16 protein-coding genes are annotated in these 15,543 nt (G+C 70.7%); 6 read left to right on the forward strand and 10 right to left on the reverse strand.

Annotated elements, in window-relative coordinates:
* Window positions 1-139: 139 nt before the first annotated feature.
* On the forward strand, window positions 140-457 hold the full coding sequence (locus ET495_RS03315; protein ID WP_162616346.1) for a YrdB family protein: 318 nt from the start codon (window positions 140-142) through the stop codon (window positions 455-457).
* Between the two features lie 38 nt (window positions 458-495).
* Here the strand turns inward: ET495_RS03315 and ET495_RS03320 are convergent, their stop codons facing one another.
* The gene (locus tag ET495_RS03320; protein WP_129202581.1) at window positions 496-1,863 is read right to left on the reverse strand and encodes an FAD-binding oxidoreductase; all 1,368 of its coding nucleotides are present in this window, start codon (window positions 1,861-1,863) and stop codon (window positions 496-498) included.
* Between the two features lie 129 nt (window positions 1,864-1,992).
* A complete protein-coding gene (locus tag ET495_RS17495) occupies window positions 1,993-2,142 on the reverse strand; it encodes a hypothetical protein (RefSeq protein ID WP_162616347.1) in 150 nt (49 codons plus the stop codon).
* Between the two features lie 184 nt (window positions 2,143-2,326).
* Between ET495_RS17495 and ET495_RS03325 the strand changes: the two genes are divergently transcribed.
* Window positions 2,327-5,302, forward strand: a complete 2,976-nt coding sequence (locus ET495_RS03325; RefSeq protein ID WP_129202583.1) for a glycosyl hydrolase 115 family protein — start codon at window positions 2,327-2,329, stop codon at window positions 5,300-5,302.
* Between the two features lie 92 nt (window positions 5,303-5,394).
* On the opposite strand, the gene ET495_RS03330 is transcribed toward ET495_RS03325, so the two are convergent.
* From ET495_RS03330 to ET495_RS03345, 4 genes are all read right to left on the reverse strand, one after another.
* Window positions 5,395-6,339 carry a D-2-hydroxyacid dehydrogenase family protein gene (locus ET495_RS03330; RefSeq protein WP_129202585.1) on the reverse strand — a complete coding sequence of 315 codons (945 nt, stop codon included), beginning with the start codon at window positions 6,337-6,339 and terminating at the stop codon, window positions 5,395-5,397.
* Between the two features lie 9 nt (window positions 6,340-6,348).
* Window positions 6,349-6,990 carry an acetyltransferase gene (locus ET495_RS03335; RefSeq protein WP_129202587.1) on the reverse strand — a complete coding sequence of 214 codons (642 nt, stop codon included), beginning with the start codon at window positions 6,988-6,990 and terminating at the stop codon, window positions 6,349-6,351.
* A 249-nt stretch (window positions 6,991-7,239) separates the two neighbouring features.
* Window positions 7,240-7,908, reverse strand: coding sequence for an SIMPL domain-containing protein (locus tag ET495_RS03340; protein WP_162616348.1), 669 nt, complete (start codon window positions 7,906-7,908; stop codon window positions 7,240-7,242).
* Between the two features lie 269 nt (window positions 7,909-8,177).
* On the reverse strand, window positions 8,178-8,513 hold the full coding sequence (locus ET495_RS03345; protein WP_129202591.1) for a hypothetical protein: 336 nt from the start codon (window positions 8,511-8,513) through the stop codon (window positions 8,178-8,180).
* Window positions 8,514-9,093: 580 nt separating this feature from the next.
* Between ET495_RS03345 and ET495_RS03350 the strand changes: the two genes are divergently transcribed.
* Together ET495_RS03350 and ET495_RS03355 are read left to right on the forward strand one after the other, a co-directional pair.
* Window positions 9,094-9,441, forward strand: coding sequence for a hypothetical protein (locus tag ET495_RS03350; protein WP_129202593.1), 348 nt, complete (start codon window positions 9,094-9,096; stop codon window positions 9,439-9,441).
* 80 nt (window positions 9,442-9,521) lie between these two features.
* Window positions 9,522-10,457 (forward strand): hypothetical protein, encoded by a 936-nt coding sequence (locus tag ET495_RS03355; RefSeq protein ID WP_129202594.1) that lies wholly within the window; start codon window positions 9,522-9,524, stop codon window positions 10,455-10,457.
* Between the two features lie 159 nt (window positions 10,458-10,616).
* Here the strand turns inward: ET495_RS03355 and ET495_RS03360 are convergent, their stop codons facing one another.
* The 4 genes from ET495_RS03360 to ET495_RS03375 form a co-directional block, all read right to left on the reverse strand.
* The gene (locus ET495_RS03360; protein WP_129201780.1) at window positions 10,617-11,864 is read right to left on the reverse strand and encodes an IS256 family transposase; all 1,248 of its coding nucleotides are present in this window, start codon (window positions 11,862-11,864) and stop codon (window positions 10,617-10,619) included.
* A gap of 126 nt (window positions 11,865-11,990) precedes the next feature.
* A complete protein-coding gene (locus ET495_RS03365) occupies window positions 11,991-12,446 on the reverse strand; it encodes a hypothetical protein (protein ID WP_129202596.1) in 456 nt (151 codons plus the stop codon).
* Window positions 12,447-13,021: 575 nt separating this feature from the next.
* Complete coding sequence (locus ET495_RS03370; RefSeq protein ID WP_245993289.1) at window positions 13,022-13,918, reverse strand: IS3 family transposase; 897 nt, start codon at window positions 13,916-13,918, stop codon at window positions 13,022-13,024.
* Window positions 13,919-13,935: 17 nt separating this feature from the next.
* Complete coding sequence (locus ET495_RS03375) at window positions 13,936-14,253, reverse strand: transposase (RefSeq protein ID WP_129202598.1); 318 nt, start codon at window positions 14,251-14,253, stop codon at window positions 13,936-13,938.
* A 228-nt stretch (window positions 14,254-14,481) separates the two neighbouring features.
* On the opposite strand from ET495_RS03375, the gene ET495_RS19615 reads away from it, so the two are divergent.
* Together ET495_RS19615 and ET495_RS03385 are read left to right on the forward strand one after the other, a co-directional pair.
* Window positions 14,482-14,652 (forward strand): hypothetical protein, encoded by a 171-nt coding sequence (locus ET495_RS19615; RefSeq protein WP_425471230.1) that lies wholly within the window; start codon window positions 14,482-14,484, stop codon window positions 14,650-14,652.
* Between the two features lie 442 nt (window positions 14,653-15,094).
* A complete protein-coding gene (locus ET495_RS03385; protein ID WP_211340904.1) occupies window positions 15,095-15,508 on the forward strand; it encodes a hypothetical protein in 414 nt (137 codons plus the stop codon).
* The last annotated feature ends 35 nt before the right edge of the window (window positions 15,509-15,543 follow it).

Below are 15,543 nucleotides of genomic sequence, written 5' to 3' on the forward strand. Positions count from 1 at the left end.
GGTCCGGGGCGAACGTACACGTTCCCCCCGACAGCGGTGCCGCACGGTACTGTCGCGCCATGACTGCAATGGGGCAGCCTGATCCGGACCTTCCGGTCGACCACGTCCGCGGTACTGCGGTGCGGGGGCCGCGCTGCTGGTGCGGTTCGCGCTCGAGCTGGCGTTGCTGGCGGGAGTCGCGTGGTGCGCGTGGGCGGCCGCGCGCGGGTACTGGTGGCGGTGGCCGGCCCTGGGTCTCGCGCCGGTCGCGGTGGGTGTCGCGTGGGGTGCGTGGCTGTCGCCGCGCGCGCCGCACAGGCCCGCAGAGCCAGCGCGCGTGGTGATCGAGGTGCTGCTCTTCGGCGGGGTCGGCGGGTGGTTGTGGTGGCACGGACATCCGTGGCTGGGTGTGGCGCTCGCCGGCACGTGGGCGCTGGACCGCGCCGTGATCGAGAGGTCGTCCTCGCGCCCTGTCTGACGGCGTCCGGACGCCCCGCGCGGTGCCGCGTCCGCCGTCTACGGCACGGGATGGTTCGCGACGACGTGCCGGTCGGGGTCGACGCTCGCGCGCACGGCCTGCAGCAGCGCCCATGCCTGCGGGTCGTACCCGGTGCGCGGGTCGATCGGGTTCTCCGCGAAGCCGAGGTAGTGCCGTCCGGTGGTCCACGGCCCGAGTGCCGTCACGACGCTCTCGGTCTGGCCGTGGGCGCGCCGGACGTCGTCGGGGGTCGGCGCGACGGCGACCGCGAACGCCAGGAACGCCCCGGGCAGCGCGGGCAGGGCGCCGCCGTCCTCGGCCGGGCGGGCCAGCGCGCCGCCGAGCTGGCGCAGCTCGACCATGAGCAGCCCGGGTGCGCGGTCGGCGGCCCCGAGCAGGGCGTCGACGGCGTCGTCGGGCAGGGCGCCGAGGGTGGCCGATGCGGACACCGAGGGCGTGGGCCCTTCGGGGTCCATGTGCAGGCGGGCGACGGCCGCGGCGGGCACGCGCGCGAACGTGTCGACCTCGGGTCCCAGGGCGCGCAGCGGCGCGAGGAGCTGCGCCGCACGCTCGTCGGTGTCGAGCACCGCGCCGTCGAGCACGACGACGTGGCGGCCCCGCAGCAGGTCGGGCACGTCAGGCAGCGGTGGCACCCGCAGGACGCGCAGGGCGGTGGTGACCTCGTCGGGTGCGCCGGGTGCCCAGCGCGCCCACGCGCGGATGACGTCGCGGGCGTGTGCGACGTCCCAGAGCATGAGCCCGGCGTGGACGTCGGGCAGCGGGAAGAGACGGACCTCGAGGGCGGTGGCGATGCCGAAGCTGCCGCCGCCGCCGCGCAACGCCCAGAACAGGTCGCGGTTCTCGGTGGCGCTCGCCCGCACGAGCTCGCCCGAGGCGGTCACGACCTCGACGGCGGTGAGGCTGCCGGCGGTCAGGCCGAGTTTGCGCCCGTACAGGAACGTGCCGCCGCCCAGGGCGAGCCCGGCGAACCCGACGTCGGGCGCCGACCCGTGCAGCACGGCCAGCCCGTGGGCCGCAGCGGCGTCGACGACGTCGATCGCGAGCGAGCCGCCGAGCACGCGCGCGATGCGCGTGGCCGGGTCGACGGTGACGCCGCGCAACCGGTGCAGGCGCACCAGCACGACGTCGCCGAGCCCGCGTGCGGCGAGCGGGGCGGCGTTGTGGCCGGTGCTCTGCGGGGCGACCCGCAGCCCCGCGACGCGCGCGGCGCGCACGACGGCGGCGACCTCTCCGGCGTCGGCGGGTTCGGCGACGGCCGCGGGGCGCTGGTCGACGGCGACGTTCCACGGGACGCGGGCGTCGTCGTAGCCCGGGTCGCCCGGCAGGTGGACTGTGCAGGCCGCGGTGAGCGCCTCGCGGCCTTCGCGGGTCGTGACGATGGTCATGGGATGGGTCCTCTCTGCGCCGGCAGCCGGTCGTGCGCCGGGAGGCGCATGGGAGTACGAGAGGGACCGGGGGTGGCTCCCGATACATCGAGGCCACGGTTCAGCGGGTGAAGTCCGCGGGGCGTCCGCTCAGGCGGGGCAGGCGCGGCGCCCGTCGGCGTCGTCGGAAACCTCGGCCCGGAGGGCGGCCAGGTCGCGGCGCAGCTGGTACCAGGTGAGCACGGGCTCGACGAACGAGAGCCAGCGGGGGAGCGTCAGTTCGGGGGTCGAGAGACTCATCGGAACCTCAATTCCTCGGAGCGTTACCGAGCAGAACCTGGAGGGTGGCTCCGGTAATCCGGAGTGACGTTCCGGTTCGCTGTGAGCGAACAGCGCGCGCACGCCCGGCGGTGACCCACGACACTCACCGCTCCGTGCGCCAGCCGTCGCGGGACGGCCGTGCGGTGCGGGACGATAAGGTCCCGTGCAAACGATTCCCGCCTCACGCGTGACCCTCGTCGTCGAGCCGGAGGCTCACGAGGGCGTCCGGCGCGTCGCCGCGACGGTGGCCCGAGACTTCGCCACGGTCACCGGCGTCACGCCCGCCGTGTCGGCAACCCTGCCCGACGACGGCACGACCGCCGTCGTGATCGCGACGCTGGGGCGCTCGCCGCTGACCGACGCCTACGCCGCGCGCGGCGAGTTCGACCCGGCCGCCATCGCCGGCAAGGACGAGGTCTTCCAGATCACCGGCGTCGACGGCCCCGCCCTGCTCGTCGTCGGCGCCGACAAGCGCGCGACGATCTACGGGGCGTTCGCGCTCTCGGAACACCTCGGGGTCTCGCCCCTGCACTACTGGGGCGACGCCACCCCGCAGCGACGCCCCGACGCGACGCTCGGCCCCGAGGTCGAGCAGGTGAGCCGCCAGCCCTCCGTCCGCTACCGCGGCTTCTTCATCAACGACGAGTGGCCGTGCTTCGGCACCTGGACCCACCGCACGTTCGGCGGGTTCACGGCCGAGCTGTACGACCACGTCTTCGAGCTGCTGCTGCGCCTGCGCGGCAACTACCTGTGGCCGGCCATGTGGACGAGCTCGTTCGCCGTCGACGGCCCCGGCCAGGCGGCCGAGGAGCTCGCCGACCTGTACGGCATCGTCGTCGGTGCCTCGCACCACGAACCCTGCCTGCGCGCGAGCGAAGAATGGGAGCACGACGCGGGGGAGGGCACCGCCTACGGATCGGCGTGGGACTTCACCACCAACGCCGAGGGCCTCACGCGCTACTGGGCCGACGGCCTGCGGCGCAGCGGCGGCCACGGGCGCATGATCACCATCGGCATGCGCGGCGAGCGCGACTCGGCGATCCTCGGCGACGACTCCCCGATCCAGGCCAACGTCGACCTGCTCACCCAGGTCATCACCACCCAGCGCGCGCTGTGCGCGGCCCACGCTCCCGGCGAACCGCAGATGCTCGCCCTCTACAAGGAGGTCGAGGACTACTTCTACGGCAGCGCCGACGTCGCGGGCCTCGCGGACTGGGACGGCCTCGACGACGTCATCCTCATGCTGTGCGACGACAACTTCGGGTTCGTGCGCTCGCTGCCCACCCCCGAGCTCGCGGGCCGCCGGTTCGGCCTGTACTACCACTTCGACTACCACGGCCAGCCCGTGTCCTACGAGTGGATGCCGTCCACGCCGTTCGAGAAGACGTGGGAACAGCTCAGCAAGGCGTACGAGTTCGGCATCCGCGACACGTGGGTCGTCAACGTCGGCGACCTGAAGTTCAACGAGGTCTCCCTCGCCCACTTCATGGCACTCGCCTACGACATGGACACCTACGGCGCGCACCACCTGGACAGCGTCACCCGGTGGGCCGACACGTGGACCGCGGCGACCTTCCCCACGGCCGACGCGCCGACCCGCGAACGCATCACCGCCGTGCTGCGCAGCTACGTGCGCCTCAACGGCCTGCGCCGCCCCGAGGCGATCGACGCCACCGTCTACCACCCCGCCCACCACGGCGAGGCCGACCGCCTCCTCGCCGAGACGGCCCGGATCCAGGACCTCAGCGACCAGGCCCTGGCCGCGCTGCCCGAGGCCGCCCGCGAGGCCTACCGCTCGATGATCGACCTGCCCGCCAGTGCGAGCCTCAACCTGCTGCGCATGCACCTGTTCGCCGCGAAGAACCACCACTTCGCCGCCCAGGGCAAGAAGATCGCCAACGACTACGCCGCACACGTCACCGACTGCATCGAGAACGACCGTCGGCTCACCGGCGAGATCGCGGCGCTCGCGGGCGGCAAGTGGCACGGCATGGAGCTCGCCGAGCACGTCGGGTTCACGCAGTGGAACGACAGCGGGAACCGCTACCCGCTGCGCATGCAGGTCGAGCCCGTGCGCGGCCCGCGCATGGTCGTCTCCCGTCCCGACGGCGCGGCGACCTGGCACCAGCAGTACGGCCGCACGCCGTCCGTCGTCGTCGACGACTTCCTCGACGCCGGCGTCGACGAGGTCACCATCGAGATCGCCAACGACGGCACGGGCGCGCTCGACTTCACCGTCGAGGCGCCCGACCGGCCGGACTGGCTGACCGTCACGCCCACGTCGGGCACCGTCACCGGGCAGGGCGAGATCACGCTGCGCTGCGACCGCCCCCGGCTCGGGCCGGGCGTCCACACGGCACGCCTGCTCGTCTCCGACGGCGCGACGACCGTCGCGCTCGACGTCGCGGCCGCCTACCCCGAAGGCGCAGACCTGCCGCCGACGACGTTCCTGGCCCGGCGCGGCGTCGTCGCGATCGACGCCCACCACGCGGCGTCGGCGACGGCCACGCCGGACGCCCGGTTCGTCGCGCTCACCGACCACGGGCGCAGCGGGACGGGCGTGACGGTACGGCCCGTCACCGCGAGCTTCACCGAGGCGGACCTGCGGCCGAGCGTCACCTACCGCTTCGTCCCTCCGGCCGCGGGGGAGTGCACGGTCGAGTTGTGGACGACGCCGGTCAATCCCGTGCGGGCACACACACCGCTGCGCCTGACCCTGGAGACCGGCGGGCACCGCAGCGTGGTCACCACCGTGCCCGCCGGCTACACCGCGTTCCACACCGACCCGGTGTGGGAGACCGGCGTCCTCGACAACATCCGCGTCACGACGACGACGATCCCGACCACGGAGGACGTCACCGAGCTCACGCTCGCGCCGCTCGAACCGGGGCTGATCCTCGAACGGATCCTTGTCTACCCGTGGGGCGCCGCCCGCCGCGTCGTACCTCGGGCCGCGGGAGAGCTGGCGCAGCGGCGGGCTGGACGCCGCGACACGCGGCTGGGGCGGCGCCGCGACGGACGCGTAGGATCGGTGCAGGCTTCCGGCGGGCGATACCCGCCGGCGGGATCCGATGAGACAGCGGATCGAGACGCCCCGCCGCTCCACACGGCGGGGCGTCTTGCTGTCGCGGGCCGCTGACGGGGCGCACCGGCGAGGGGCCGACGGCGCCGCAGTCGTCGCCGCGCTGTCGCGCAGCACGCCCCTCGCGGTGACCGTGACCCGCTGCGCGGTCAGCCGCCGAGCACGCGAATCGGTGACCCCGCAGCCCAGGCGGCGATGTCCTCGACCACCTGCCGGAACCAGACCCGGTACGTCCCGTCGGTGACGTACCCCAGGTGCGGGGTGAGCACGGTGCGAGGCGCGGACCGTAGCGGGTGGTCGGCGGGGAGCGGCTCGGCGTCGTACACGTCCAGCCCCGCCCCGGCGATGCGCCCGTCGTGCAACGCCCCGAGCAGCGCGTCGGTGTCGACGAGCGGACCACGCGAGGTGTTGACCAGAAAGGCGGTGGGCTTCATCAACGCGAGCTCCGCGGCCCCGACGATCCCGACGCTGCGCGGCGACAGCTTGTAGTGGACGCTCACGACGTCTGCCGTGGCGAACAGCTCGTCCTTGGCCACGGCCCGCACGCCATGCCGGGCCGCGGTGGCCGGGTCGAGGTTCTGGCTCCACGCGACGACATCCATGCCGAACGCCTGCCCGACCGTCGCGACGCGTGCGCCCAGCCGCCCAAGCCCGACGACGCCGAGCGTGCGCGTGTCCAGGTCGGTCCCGATGGTCTGCTGCCAGCCCCCGGCCCGCATCCGGGCCGACTCCTCAGGCACGTGCCGCAGCAGCGACAGGATCAGCGCCCAGGTGTGCTCGGGCGTGGCCGACGACGGCGAGTCCGTCCCCGCGACGACGACGCCGTGGGCGCGGGCGGCGTCCAGGTCGATCGCCGCGTTGGCTCTGCCTGTGGTCACGAGCAGACGCAGGTCGGGCAGGCGGGCGAGAACCGCGGCGTCGAACGTGGTGCGCTCGCGCATCGCCACGACGACGTCCACGCCGGCCAGCGCGGCCACGAGCGCATCGGCGTCGGCATGGTGCTCGGAATGGAAGACGACGTCGGCGCCGAGGGAGTCCCAGTCGGCGTACGTGCGGGCGACCATCTGGTAGTCGTCGAGGACGGCGATGCGCACGAGACTCCCTCAGCCCAGGCGGGTCGTGATCGGTTCGGGCGCCCGGTAGTCGTACCAGTGCTCCTCGACGACGTACCCGAGCCCGCGGTTCATGGCGAGGCTGCCCGCGTTCGCGGCAGCGCCGCCGGTGCCGAACACCGTGAACCCCTCCGCGATCAGCGCGAGGACCGCGGCGGCCTTGACCGCGTAGGCGAGTCCCCGACCGCGGTGATCGGAGCGCACCGAGGTGAACCCCGTCTCGGCCCGGTCGGCGCGACGTTCGATCGTGCTGACCGCGACGAGCTCGCCGTCGCCGGTGCGAGCCCCGAAGAACCGCACCCCGTGCGCGAAGAGCGTCCTCAGATCCTGGGCCCCGGGTGCGGAGTGCGCTGTCGAGGGCGTCGACGGGTAGTCGGGCTCGGTGGACGCCTCCAGCGCGGCGATGGCGGCGACGTCGTCGGGCCCGAGCTCGACGACGTCGTACCCACGGGCGCGCGCGGCAGCGACGGCGTCGTGCAGGCGCGCTTCGGCCGCAACGCGTTGCGACGTTCCCGGCTCCGCAAGGCGCAGGCGGGCACCCCAGGATTCACCGGCCACCGTCCACCCCGCGCGCTCCAGGTCGGTCCGCTGGGGGTCGTCGCTGCGAACGGCGATGGTCTTGTGGTGGGTCACGTGGGGCCTTTCGACGCGGAAGCAACGCGGCGTACGGTACCGAACCAGAAGCTCACCCACGTCGTTCGCGAAGTGGCGGTCGAGGGCGAGCGCCATCATCTGCTCGATCGATCGATCAACGCGACGCTCGGTGGTTTGTGCTCACCTTGCCGCTGTCCTTCTCGACCTCGGCAGGCGTGGGCAACTCGAGGTCCAGTTCCGACTGAATCGGAGCGTGTGCGCGGAGGGCTCCTAGTCCGGCGACAGCCGTCACTCTGCCTCGAAGTCGGCCGTGATGACCGTCGTGACAGTGATCTGGTCGGGGTGGAGGGAGAGGTCGCCAGTGTCTCCCGCGCTCGCCACATCGTTGCGTGCTCCGACGCCGGACTCCTCTCCACGGTGTCCCAGTCCGGGCCGCAGCCGCTCCTCGTACAGATGCACGAGGGCCACCGAGGTGTAGCCGGCGGCCGTCGCGTACGCCTCGGCGCGCGCACGGGCGTCCGTCACTGCCGCGACTCGCGTGGTGCTGACGGCGGCGTCGCGCGTGTTCTCGGTCAGGGCCCACTCGATGCTCGTCACACGTACGGCTGGCACGGCGGCAGCGGACGTGACGAAGGTGTGCAGACGTCCAAAGTCGGCGAACTTCACTCGGAGCGTGGCGCCTGCGAAGTGACGGTCGACGTACGTCCCGTCCAGATGCGGCTTGGGTTTGTGCCACTCCTTGGCCGACCAGTGCACGACGCCGTTCGCGCCCCACCAGGTCGCGGCGCCGTCGGCGGCGGCTCCCTTGGCCAGCTCCACGACGGTGCCGAAGGCGCGATTGGCTGCGAACTGCGCGGACTGCGGATCGTCGGACTGTGCTCGGATCGCTACGTACACCGTCCCGCGTTCCGCTGGCAGGTGACGGACGGCGCGTCCTTCGACGGTGAAGAGCGGCATGGACAACTCCGAGTCTGATGGGATCGCCTGTCGGATCGCGTCGACGCAGGTCGGGACGGTCGCAACTGCGGGTCCTGCGCGAGCCGACTGTCGCGCCGGAGAGGGTGAAAATCGGAGACCGGGCAAACGCGACGTTGGGCCGTGTCCGACGCCGCTCGTGCCGCCCAGAAAGGCCAACGCTACTAGGCTATCGGCGCCAGTTCTGATTCGTCGTGTGACCTGCAGGTGAGACCTGGCGCCGCCGCGGGGCATGGATGGCGGCACCGAGGTCAGGCCCTGCGCGTCACGACAGCAAGTGGGAGCGCGCCGACGGAGATGACGATGGCGCCGAGTCCGAGGCGGATCATGTTGGTCTGCTGCGTCACGGAGATCATCTGCGCCCCCAGGGCATTGGTGCCCGTCACGATCGACTCCTCGACGTTGGCGAGGCGCTCCGCGGTTCTGTTCGCGCCGTCGACGACAGCAGCCTCAGTGTCCGAGGCGGCGTTCTGAATGCCGGTGTACGCGTCGCCGCCGTAGGCGCTCCTGTACGACCGTGTGTTGAGTTCGCCCTCGGCGCGGGTCAGCGTCTGGATCGTGCTGAAGTCGTCGCCGCCGGGAACCATGACGAGGATGCCGATGGCGAGGCAGGCGACGAGCCAGACCCCGAGACGACCACTGCGACGGTGTGGATGGTCGAGGCGGGGATCGCCTTGAACCAGGACGTACGCGGGGCAGTTTGTACCCGTTCTGGCAAGTTCCCGCTGTCCTCCGATGCGCTGGAAGCGGGCTGGGCGATGGTCTGATCGATGGCGTCCATCCGTCCACAAGACACCACGGCGTCCGATCGGCCCAAGCGCGGCACGACCGTGGCGCGCTCTGCGCTGCGCCGCCTTGGCGCACTGCCGCCGCTTCTGCGGCGATGCGTCTGCTGCCGTCCTCCAGCAAACATGCTCGGCACGACGCGTGGCGCCAAGGAGGCGGCACATCACGTCGGGGCAGCCAGGCCACCCAGACGCGCGGGCGTCGTCGTCCCACTGTCCGGAGACGACCCGCGCCGCCGGCCCACGAAAGAGCCGACCGGTGTGTCATCATCCCGCAATGGTCCTGGAAGGCCGCCGACGCTGGCGATCTCGCGGAGTCCGACTGGTCGTGTGCGTGGTGGTTGGCCTTTCCCTCTCTGCATGCGGGGCGGCCACGGACACAGTGAGCGACGCGGTCGCCGAAGGCGTTGACAGGGGGATGGCTCGCACCGCCGAGGAGATCACGCACCTCAGCCAGGACCTCGCGAAGAAGGATGCGGAGATTGCCCGACTTCAGGCCTCGCTCAAGGCGAAAGAGCTTGAGTCACGAGGACTCGCGGCTCGTCGGCAGAGTGCCCAGGCCGAGTTGGAGGGCGCGCTCAACGAGCTCGCCAGGGTCCGCGTCGAGCAGGAGGACCGAGACAGCATGGCATTGGTGCTCGTTCCCGGGCTGTTCGTCTCCGGGGTCGCAGGATGGGCGCTCAACTCTGCGATCGGTGCGCGGCGGCGCCGGCGAGTTGTCCAGGAGTAGGCCTCGTGTCGTCGTCACGTTCCAGTGCCATCGTCCGGACCTCATTGGTCGCCTATGTTGTCAAGGCGTACGGAGTCGTCTTGGGCTTGTTCCTGTTCGGCGTGCTGGCCGACGCGGGCCTTGTCTCGGCGTCCATGCTCGCCTCGGCGGGCCTTGTTGTCAGCGTCCCGATCGCTCTGGTGGGGGCGCGCGTTCTCGTGCACCGCAAGCAGGTCAGGGCGACGCACCTCGTTGAGCGCTCGGTTCTCGCGGGCGTCAACGGACGCAAGACGCTGGGCCTTGTCGTTGCGGTCGTCGTCGGATGGTGCAGTGCCGCAGTCCTGCTGCTTGACGTTCCGGGCTGGACGAGCGCCGAGTGGCTCACCGTCATCCTGGCGATCCCCGCCTTCTGGCTGGCCGGCCTTGCCGTCGACCGGAGTCTCGCAAGGCAGTTCCAGCAGCCGAAACTCGAGGTGGTCTCGTCGTGGGCGCGGGTGATCGGTGCCACCGCTCTGGTGGTCGTACTCGCTCTGCTCGTGTTTGCGTTCGCTCACCCTGGCCGGGGAGTGGCCGGTGCCGAGTACCTCGCGGCGCTGAGCCGCGCACGCAACGGGCTCGTAGAATCCCCGTCTGCTCTGGTCGGCGACGTCGCGAGCATCGGGTCTCAGGTGGCGGCCATTCGCGAGCACCTGTCGGCCACTGCGGCACGCGGCGCGTTCGGGTTCCTGGCGTATGTGGTGTTCGCAGTTCAAGCCGCAATCGTCGCCGTGGGCGTCGCGGGCCTGTTCGAGTTCTGCAGGCTGCCTGCCAGGGACTTCAGGAGGGTCTTTGAGCCGGTGGCCGGGTGCCGGTCGGATGCACCCCGTGACACGGTTCCGCCCGTCCCTGTCCCCGTGCGCGGTCGCGAGGTCGCGATCGTCCTTGCCGCGTACATGATCCTTCTTGCACTGACGCTCGTGATCGACCGACTCTACGCGGAGCACGCCAGCCTCCAGGTTCCTGTGCGCACCGTCGTCGGCTGGCTCGATCGCTGGTGAGTTCCGACCTACACCGACACGTTGCTGCAGACGGCCCGCGTTCGCTGCGCTACGAGCACGTACTGACTCCATCCGGCAACGTCGACAGATGTCCAGATCGGCCGGTCAAGCCCCAGCAGGTGGTGTAGCGCGTTGTGATCCTTCGTCGTGTCGGTCAGGTCAGGCGGCGGCTCCGAGGGTCAGCGGCTGGGCGGGGACGACGTCGGTGGAGACGGCCAGAGGGGTGCGTGCCTTCTTGAGGGCGTCGAGGGAGAAGTAGCGGCGCCCTTCGGCCCACTCGTCGTGCTGTTCGGCCAGGACGGCGCCGACGAGCCGCACGATGGCGTCACGGTTAGGGAAGATGCCCACGACGTCGGTGCGACGGCGGATCTCCTTGTTGAGCCGTTCGTTGGGATTGTTCGACCAGATCTGTCTCCAGATCTCCTTGGGGAACGCGGTGAACGCGAGGATGTCGGCGCGGGTGGCGTCGAGGTGGTCGTGCACGTCGGGCAGCGGGGTGGCGACCATGTCGAGGAGCTGGTCGAACTGCGTGGTCACCGCCGCGGGGGTGGGCTGGTCGTAGACAGAGTGCAGCATCGCCTTGACGGCCGGCCAGGACGCCTTGGGGCACACGCTCATGAGGTTCGCGGCGTAGTGAGTGCGGCAGCGTTGCCAGGTCGCTCCGGGCAGGTTCGCCGCGATCGCTTCGACCAGGCCGCGGTGGGCGTCCGAGGTCACCAGGCGCACCCCGGTCAGGCCGCGGGCGACGAGGTCGGCGAAGAACTCGTTCCACGCCGCGCCGGTTTCCGAGGTCACCACGCGGGTGCCGAGGACCTCACGGTGCCCGTCACCGTTGACGCCCGTGGCCACGAGCACGACGGCGTTGATCACCCGGCCGGCCTCACGGACCTTCATCGTCAAAGCGTCCGCGGCGACGAAAGTGAACGGGCCGGACTCGTCCAGCGGGCGGTGGCGGAACGCGTCGACCTGCTCGTCCAGGTCGGCGGCCATGCGGGAGACCTGCGACTTCGAGAGCCCGTCGATCCCGAGGGTCTTGACGAGCTTGTCCATCCGGCGCGTCGAGACGCCTGCCAGGTAGCAGTCCGCGACCACGGTGGTCAGGGCGGACTCGGCCCGCTTGCGGCGCTCGAGGAGCCAGTCTGGGAAGTAGGTCCCCTCGCGCAGCTTGGGGATCGCCACGTCGATCGTCCCGACCCGGGTGTCCAGGGGCCGGTGCCGGTACCCGTTGCGCTGTGTCGTGCGCTCGGGCGAGCGTTGGCCCCACTCGGCGCCGACGACCGTGTCGGCGTGCTCGGAGAGCAGGGCGTTGATGATGTTGCCCAGCATCGTGCGCATGAAGTCCGGGGAGGACTCGGCCAACGCTTCGTGAAGCAGGCGGGCAGGGTCGATCATGTGAGGTGCGGTCATCGCGGGTACTCCGTTCGAGCGAACTTGGGAAGGTTCAACTCGAAGGATCACGCGGTGGCCGCCTCTCATCTCCCGGCTGTCACGCCGGCGACGGCCACCTGGCCGACCTACACCACTCTGCGGGACTCAACTGAGTGTGGACGCGGTCCACACCGTGGGGGCCGGGAAGGAGGGCTGCTTGTGGCGTCCGTTCGGCATCGTGTGATGGGCAACGGTTCGATCGTCTGGCAGGTCCGGTTTCGGCTCTACGGGAAGCAGACGAGCGAGACTTTCGACACCGAGCGGGCGGCGCAGCAGTTCGGGAAGCTCGTTGACGAGGCAGGGGTCGAGGCAGCGCTTGAGGTTCTCGACAAGCGTCGCAACGCGGCACGCGCATCGGAGGCCCATCCGACACTCTCGACGTTCGCGCACGCCGTCATCGACGCACGAACGGGCCTCGAGCCGGCCACGCGCCAGCGATATCACCGGCAGATCGACACCGTGTTCGGTGAACTCGCCGAGATGCCCGTCGACGCGATCCTTCACGACGACGTCGCGGCATGGGTCAACCGTGTCGCGAACGCAAAGACGAAAGACGGGCATCCGAAGACGTCTGGGAAGACGCTCTCGAACTGGCGGGGGCTCCTCTCATCGGTGTTCAAGGAAGCTCAGCGGCAAGGGCTGATGGCGTCCAACCCGTGCGCGGGGATCCGGATCAGTCGCACGGTGCAGCGCGAGATGACGTTCCTGACATCGGCCGAGTTCGCCCACGTGCTCTCCCACACGCGTTCGTTCGGATCGGGCATGGTCGTGCTGCTTGCTGCGACCGGGCTGCGCTTTGGCGAAGCGTCGGCGTTGCAGGTTCGGGACGTTGACTTCGGTTCCGGCACTGTGACGGTGTCGAGGGCGTGGAAGGAGTCCGAGGAGGACACCCCCGCCGGAGACGGCGTTCGGGCCAGGCGCAAGCGGGTCCTTGGGCCGCCGAAGTCGCGCAAGTCGCGCCGTACCATCCACGTGCCGCCGCAAGTCATCGCCATCATGAAGACTGCCGCCACAGGGCTCGGTGATCGTGACTTCCTCTTCCGCACGCCGGGGCGCACCGATGGTGCCCGCGACTGGAACGCAATCGACGGCGTCGTCTTGTCTCGCGTCAAGCGGCTGGCAGGATTTGGGTGTTCTCAAAGTTGGGGATGGTGGGGTCGGCCAGGCCGAGGTGCACCTCCAGGGGCCGGTTCCAGGCGATCGCCTCGTGCGGGCGCACGGTGTTGTAGTCGTCGCGGTAGTCGTCGGCGTACTCGACGAGGGCCAGGACGTCGTCGATCTCTTCGAGGAAGAGCCTCGTACTTCAATGACTGGAAGCCGCGTTCGCGTGACCCGTTCTGCCCGGGCGTGCGCACGCGGGTGCGCACGTGCCGCAGCTCGGGGTGGGCGGTGATGAAGTGCTCGAACCGGAACGAGCGGAACGGGCCGCCGTTGTCCGTGACGACCGTGACCGCCGAGATGACGTTCCCGTCGCCGTCTCGCTCGCAGGCGTCGATCAGCGGGCGGCCGAACATCGTCTCGTAGTCGGTCAGCGCGAGCTCGATCGCGGCGATGGCGTCGTGCTGGTTCGCGGTCGGGGACACATGCCAGGGGTGCTCGTACTTGCTCCAGTAGTCCCGGCACCCGGCGATCCGCCACGTCCCGCCGGTGGTGGTCTCGAACTCGGAGAAGTCCAGCTGCCACACCTGGTTCGGCCCCGTCGGCTCGGTCGCGAACGCCGCCTTCCTACGCGCGGCGAGCTGGCGGCGTTCACGCTGGTAGGCCGCGGGCAGGATCAGCCCCTCGTCGCGCAGCAGCCGCAGCACGGACGCCTGCGATGCGGTGTGACCCTCGTAGCGGCACATGGCCCAGATCTTGCGGTGCCCCCACGCGGGATGCTTGAGCGCGTGCCGACGGGCAGCCTCGGCGACACTCTCGCGGGCCGGGCGCGGCCACGGCCCCTTCGTCGGTGCTCCGGTGCGGGCGCGGGCCTGCCAGCGCCGCCACGTGCGTTCGGGCACGCCGATCAGAGAGCAGAACCTCGTGGTCGGCATGCCCGCATCCAGACGGATCACCTCGAGGTCCTCGAAGGGCCCAGCCGGCCCTCCGCGGACTTCTTCCACACCCGGACCTCCAGGTGCGCCTCGCCCAAGGCCTGCGTCAACTCGGCGACCTCGGACTCCAGCTGCTGCTCCCGCGTCGAGGGGCCCGACTTCCCCGCCGCCAGGCCGGTCTTGCCAGCCTCGAGGAATTGCCGCTTCCAGTTCCCGACCGACTGCTCGGACACCTTCGCCCGCCGGGCGGCCTCGGCGACGGTGACCTCCCCGGCCAGGACCGACAACACGATCCTGGTCTTCTCCTCAGCCGGAACGGCTGCTGGTCTTGCCATGAACGATCAGACTCCTCACAGGTCAGGCCCGCAACCAACGGGCCCTGCCACATAGTCTGACGCGCGACAGTCTGGACCCACGACAAGTTCGGCCGCCGCGTGTGGGCGCCAGCGATTGAGGCCGCACGTTCTGATGCGATGCACGACGTGAAGGTCGGCACCTGCCAGCACCCGCGGCTCACCAAGGAGCCCCGTGTCCACGATCTTCGGCACACTGCAGCGTCGTGGATGCTCGCGGGTGGCACGCCAATCGCGGCGGTGTCACGGCACCTGGGGCATGAGTCGATCACGACGACAGTCGACAGGTACGGGCACCTCGACCCGACGGTCGCTCGTCAGGCGGCGGATGCTGCGGCGGCTGCGCTGGCGGTAGCCATCCCGATCCCCGGGCAACCTTGAGGCCTGCGGCGGAGGGCATCGCAGAGGGCTGTCCTGGGGTGCGCCTTGACGGGGTTGGAGACTCTAGGCTGTCGCGCGCGGACGACTTGCCCGGGAAAGGCGTAACCCCGGCGATGTGGCCGAGGCCAGTGATCGTTCCGGGGTCTTCATTGACGAGTCTACGTGGGAGGTCGTGGGTGTCAACCACGGGGCGCGCTGTCGAGCATCGCTGGAGTGACGAGACGTTGCGCGACCTCCTGACAGCGGAGCGGCTTCGGTCATACCTTGCGGCCAACGACGGCGACGTCTCGGCGGCGCTGCGTCTGTATGACTGGAACGCCGATGTTGCGGGATCGGTCCTCGTGACGTCGGGCATGGTCGAGGTCATCGTCCGCAACGCGATGGACGCCAGCCTCGTCGCCTGGGCACGAGACCGTTCGCAGGACCGTGGTTCGACGCCGCCGTGTTCGACGCCCGTGGGGCGCGGGACATCTCGAAGGCTCGAGAGCGTGCGACGTCGTATGGCCGCGTCCCGGAGGTGCACGGCAAGGTGGTCGCCGAGCTGACGCTCGGGTTCTGGCGTTACCTCGCTGCGCAGCGGTACCTGACCACGCTGTGGGTTCCCGCGCTGGCGGCCGCGTTCCCGCACGGACCGGCAGACCTGGGCGTCCGCCGGCGTGAGGTCGACCGACGGCTTGCCTCGCTCCACCTGGTCCGCAACCGTGCCGCGCACCATGAGCCGATTCACCGCCGCGACCTGTCGAGCGACTGGAAGGTCGCCGTCGAACTTGCCGCGTGGGTCCATCCCGACGCCGGTGCTTGGGTTGCCGCCCGCTCGACGCTCAACGCTGTGATGGCGTCGCGACCCAGGCGCTGAGGTCGGCCAGATCGTCCCTTGCTGGCAGATCGATC

The organism is Xylanimonas allomyrinae, assembly GCF_004135345.1.
In the GTDB taxonomy this organism is placed as follows: domain Bacteria; phylum Actinomycetota; class Actinomycetes; order Actinomycetales; family Cellulomonadaceae; genus Xylanimonas; species Xylanimonas allomyrinae.

What these genes read in the sequence shown, in the direction of transcription:
- ET495_RS03320 (WP_129202581.1), bottom strand. Translation starts at nt 1,863, where the DNA reads ATGACCATCGTCACGACCCGCGAAGGCCGCGAGGCGCTCACCGCGGCC.
- ET495_RS17495 (WP_162616347.1), bottom strand. Translation starts at nt 2,142, where the DNA reads ATGAGTCTCTCGACCCCCGAACTGACGCTCCCCCGCTGGCTCTCGTTC.
- ET495_RS03340 (WP_162616348.1), bottom strand. Translation starts at nt 7,908, where the DNA reads ATGCCGCTCTTCACCGTCGAAGGACGCGCCGTCCGTCACCTGCCAGCG.
- ET495_RS03345 (WP_129202591.1), bottom strand. Translation starts at nt 8,513, where the DNA reads ATGGTTCCCGGCGGCGACGACTTCAGCACGATCCAGACGCTGACCCGC.
- ET495_RS03360 (WP_129201780.1), bottom strand. Translation starts at nt 11,864, where the DNA reads ATGACCGCACCTCACATGATCGACCCTGCCCGCCTGCTTCACGAAGCG.
- ET495_RS03365 (WP_129202596.1), bottom strand. Translation starts at nt 12,446, where the DNA reads ATGCCCGTCTTTCGTCTTTGCGTTCGCGACACGGTTGACCCATGCCGC.
- ET495_RS03370 (WP_245993289.1), bottom strand. Translation starts at nt 13,918, where the DNA reads ATGCCGACCACGAGGTTCTGCTCTCTGATCGGCGTGCCCGAACGCACG.
- ET495_RS03375 (WP_129202598.1), bottom strand. Translation starts at nt 14,253, where the DNA reads ATGGCAAGACCAGCAGCCGTTCCGGCTGAGGAGAAGACCAGGATCGTG.
- ET495_RS19615 (WP_425471230.1), top strand. Translation starts at nt 14,482, where the DNA reads ATGCTCGCGGGTGGCACGCCAATCGCGGCGGTGTCACGGCACCTGGGG.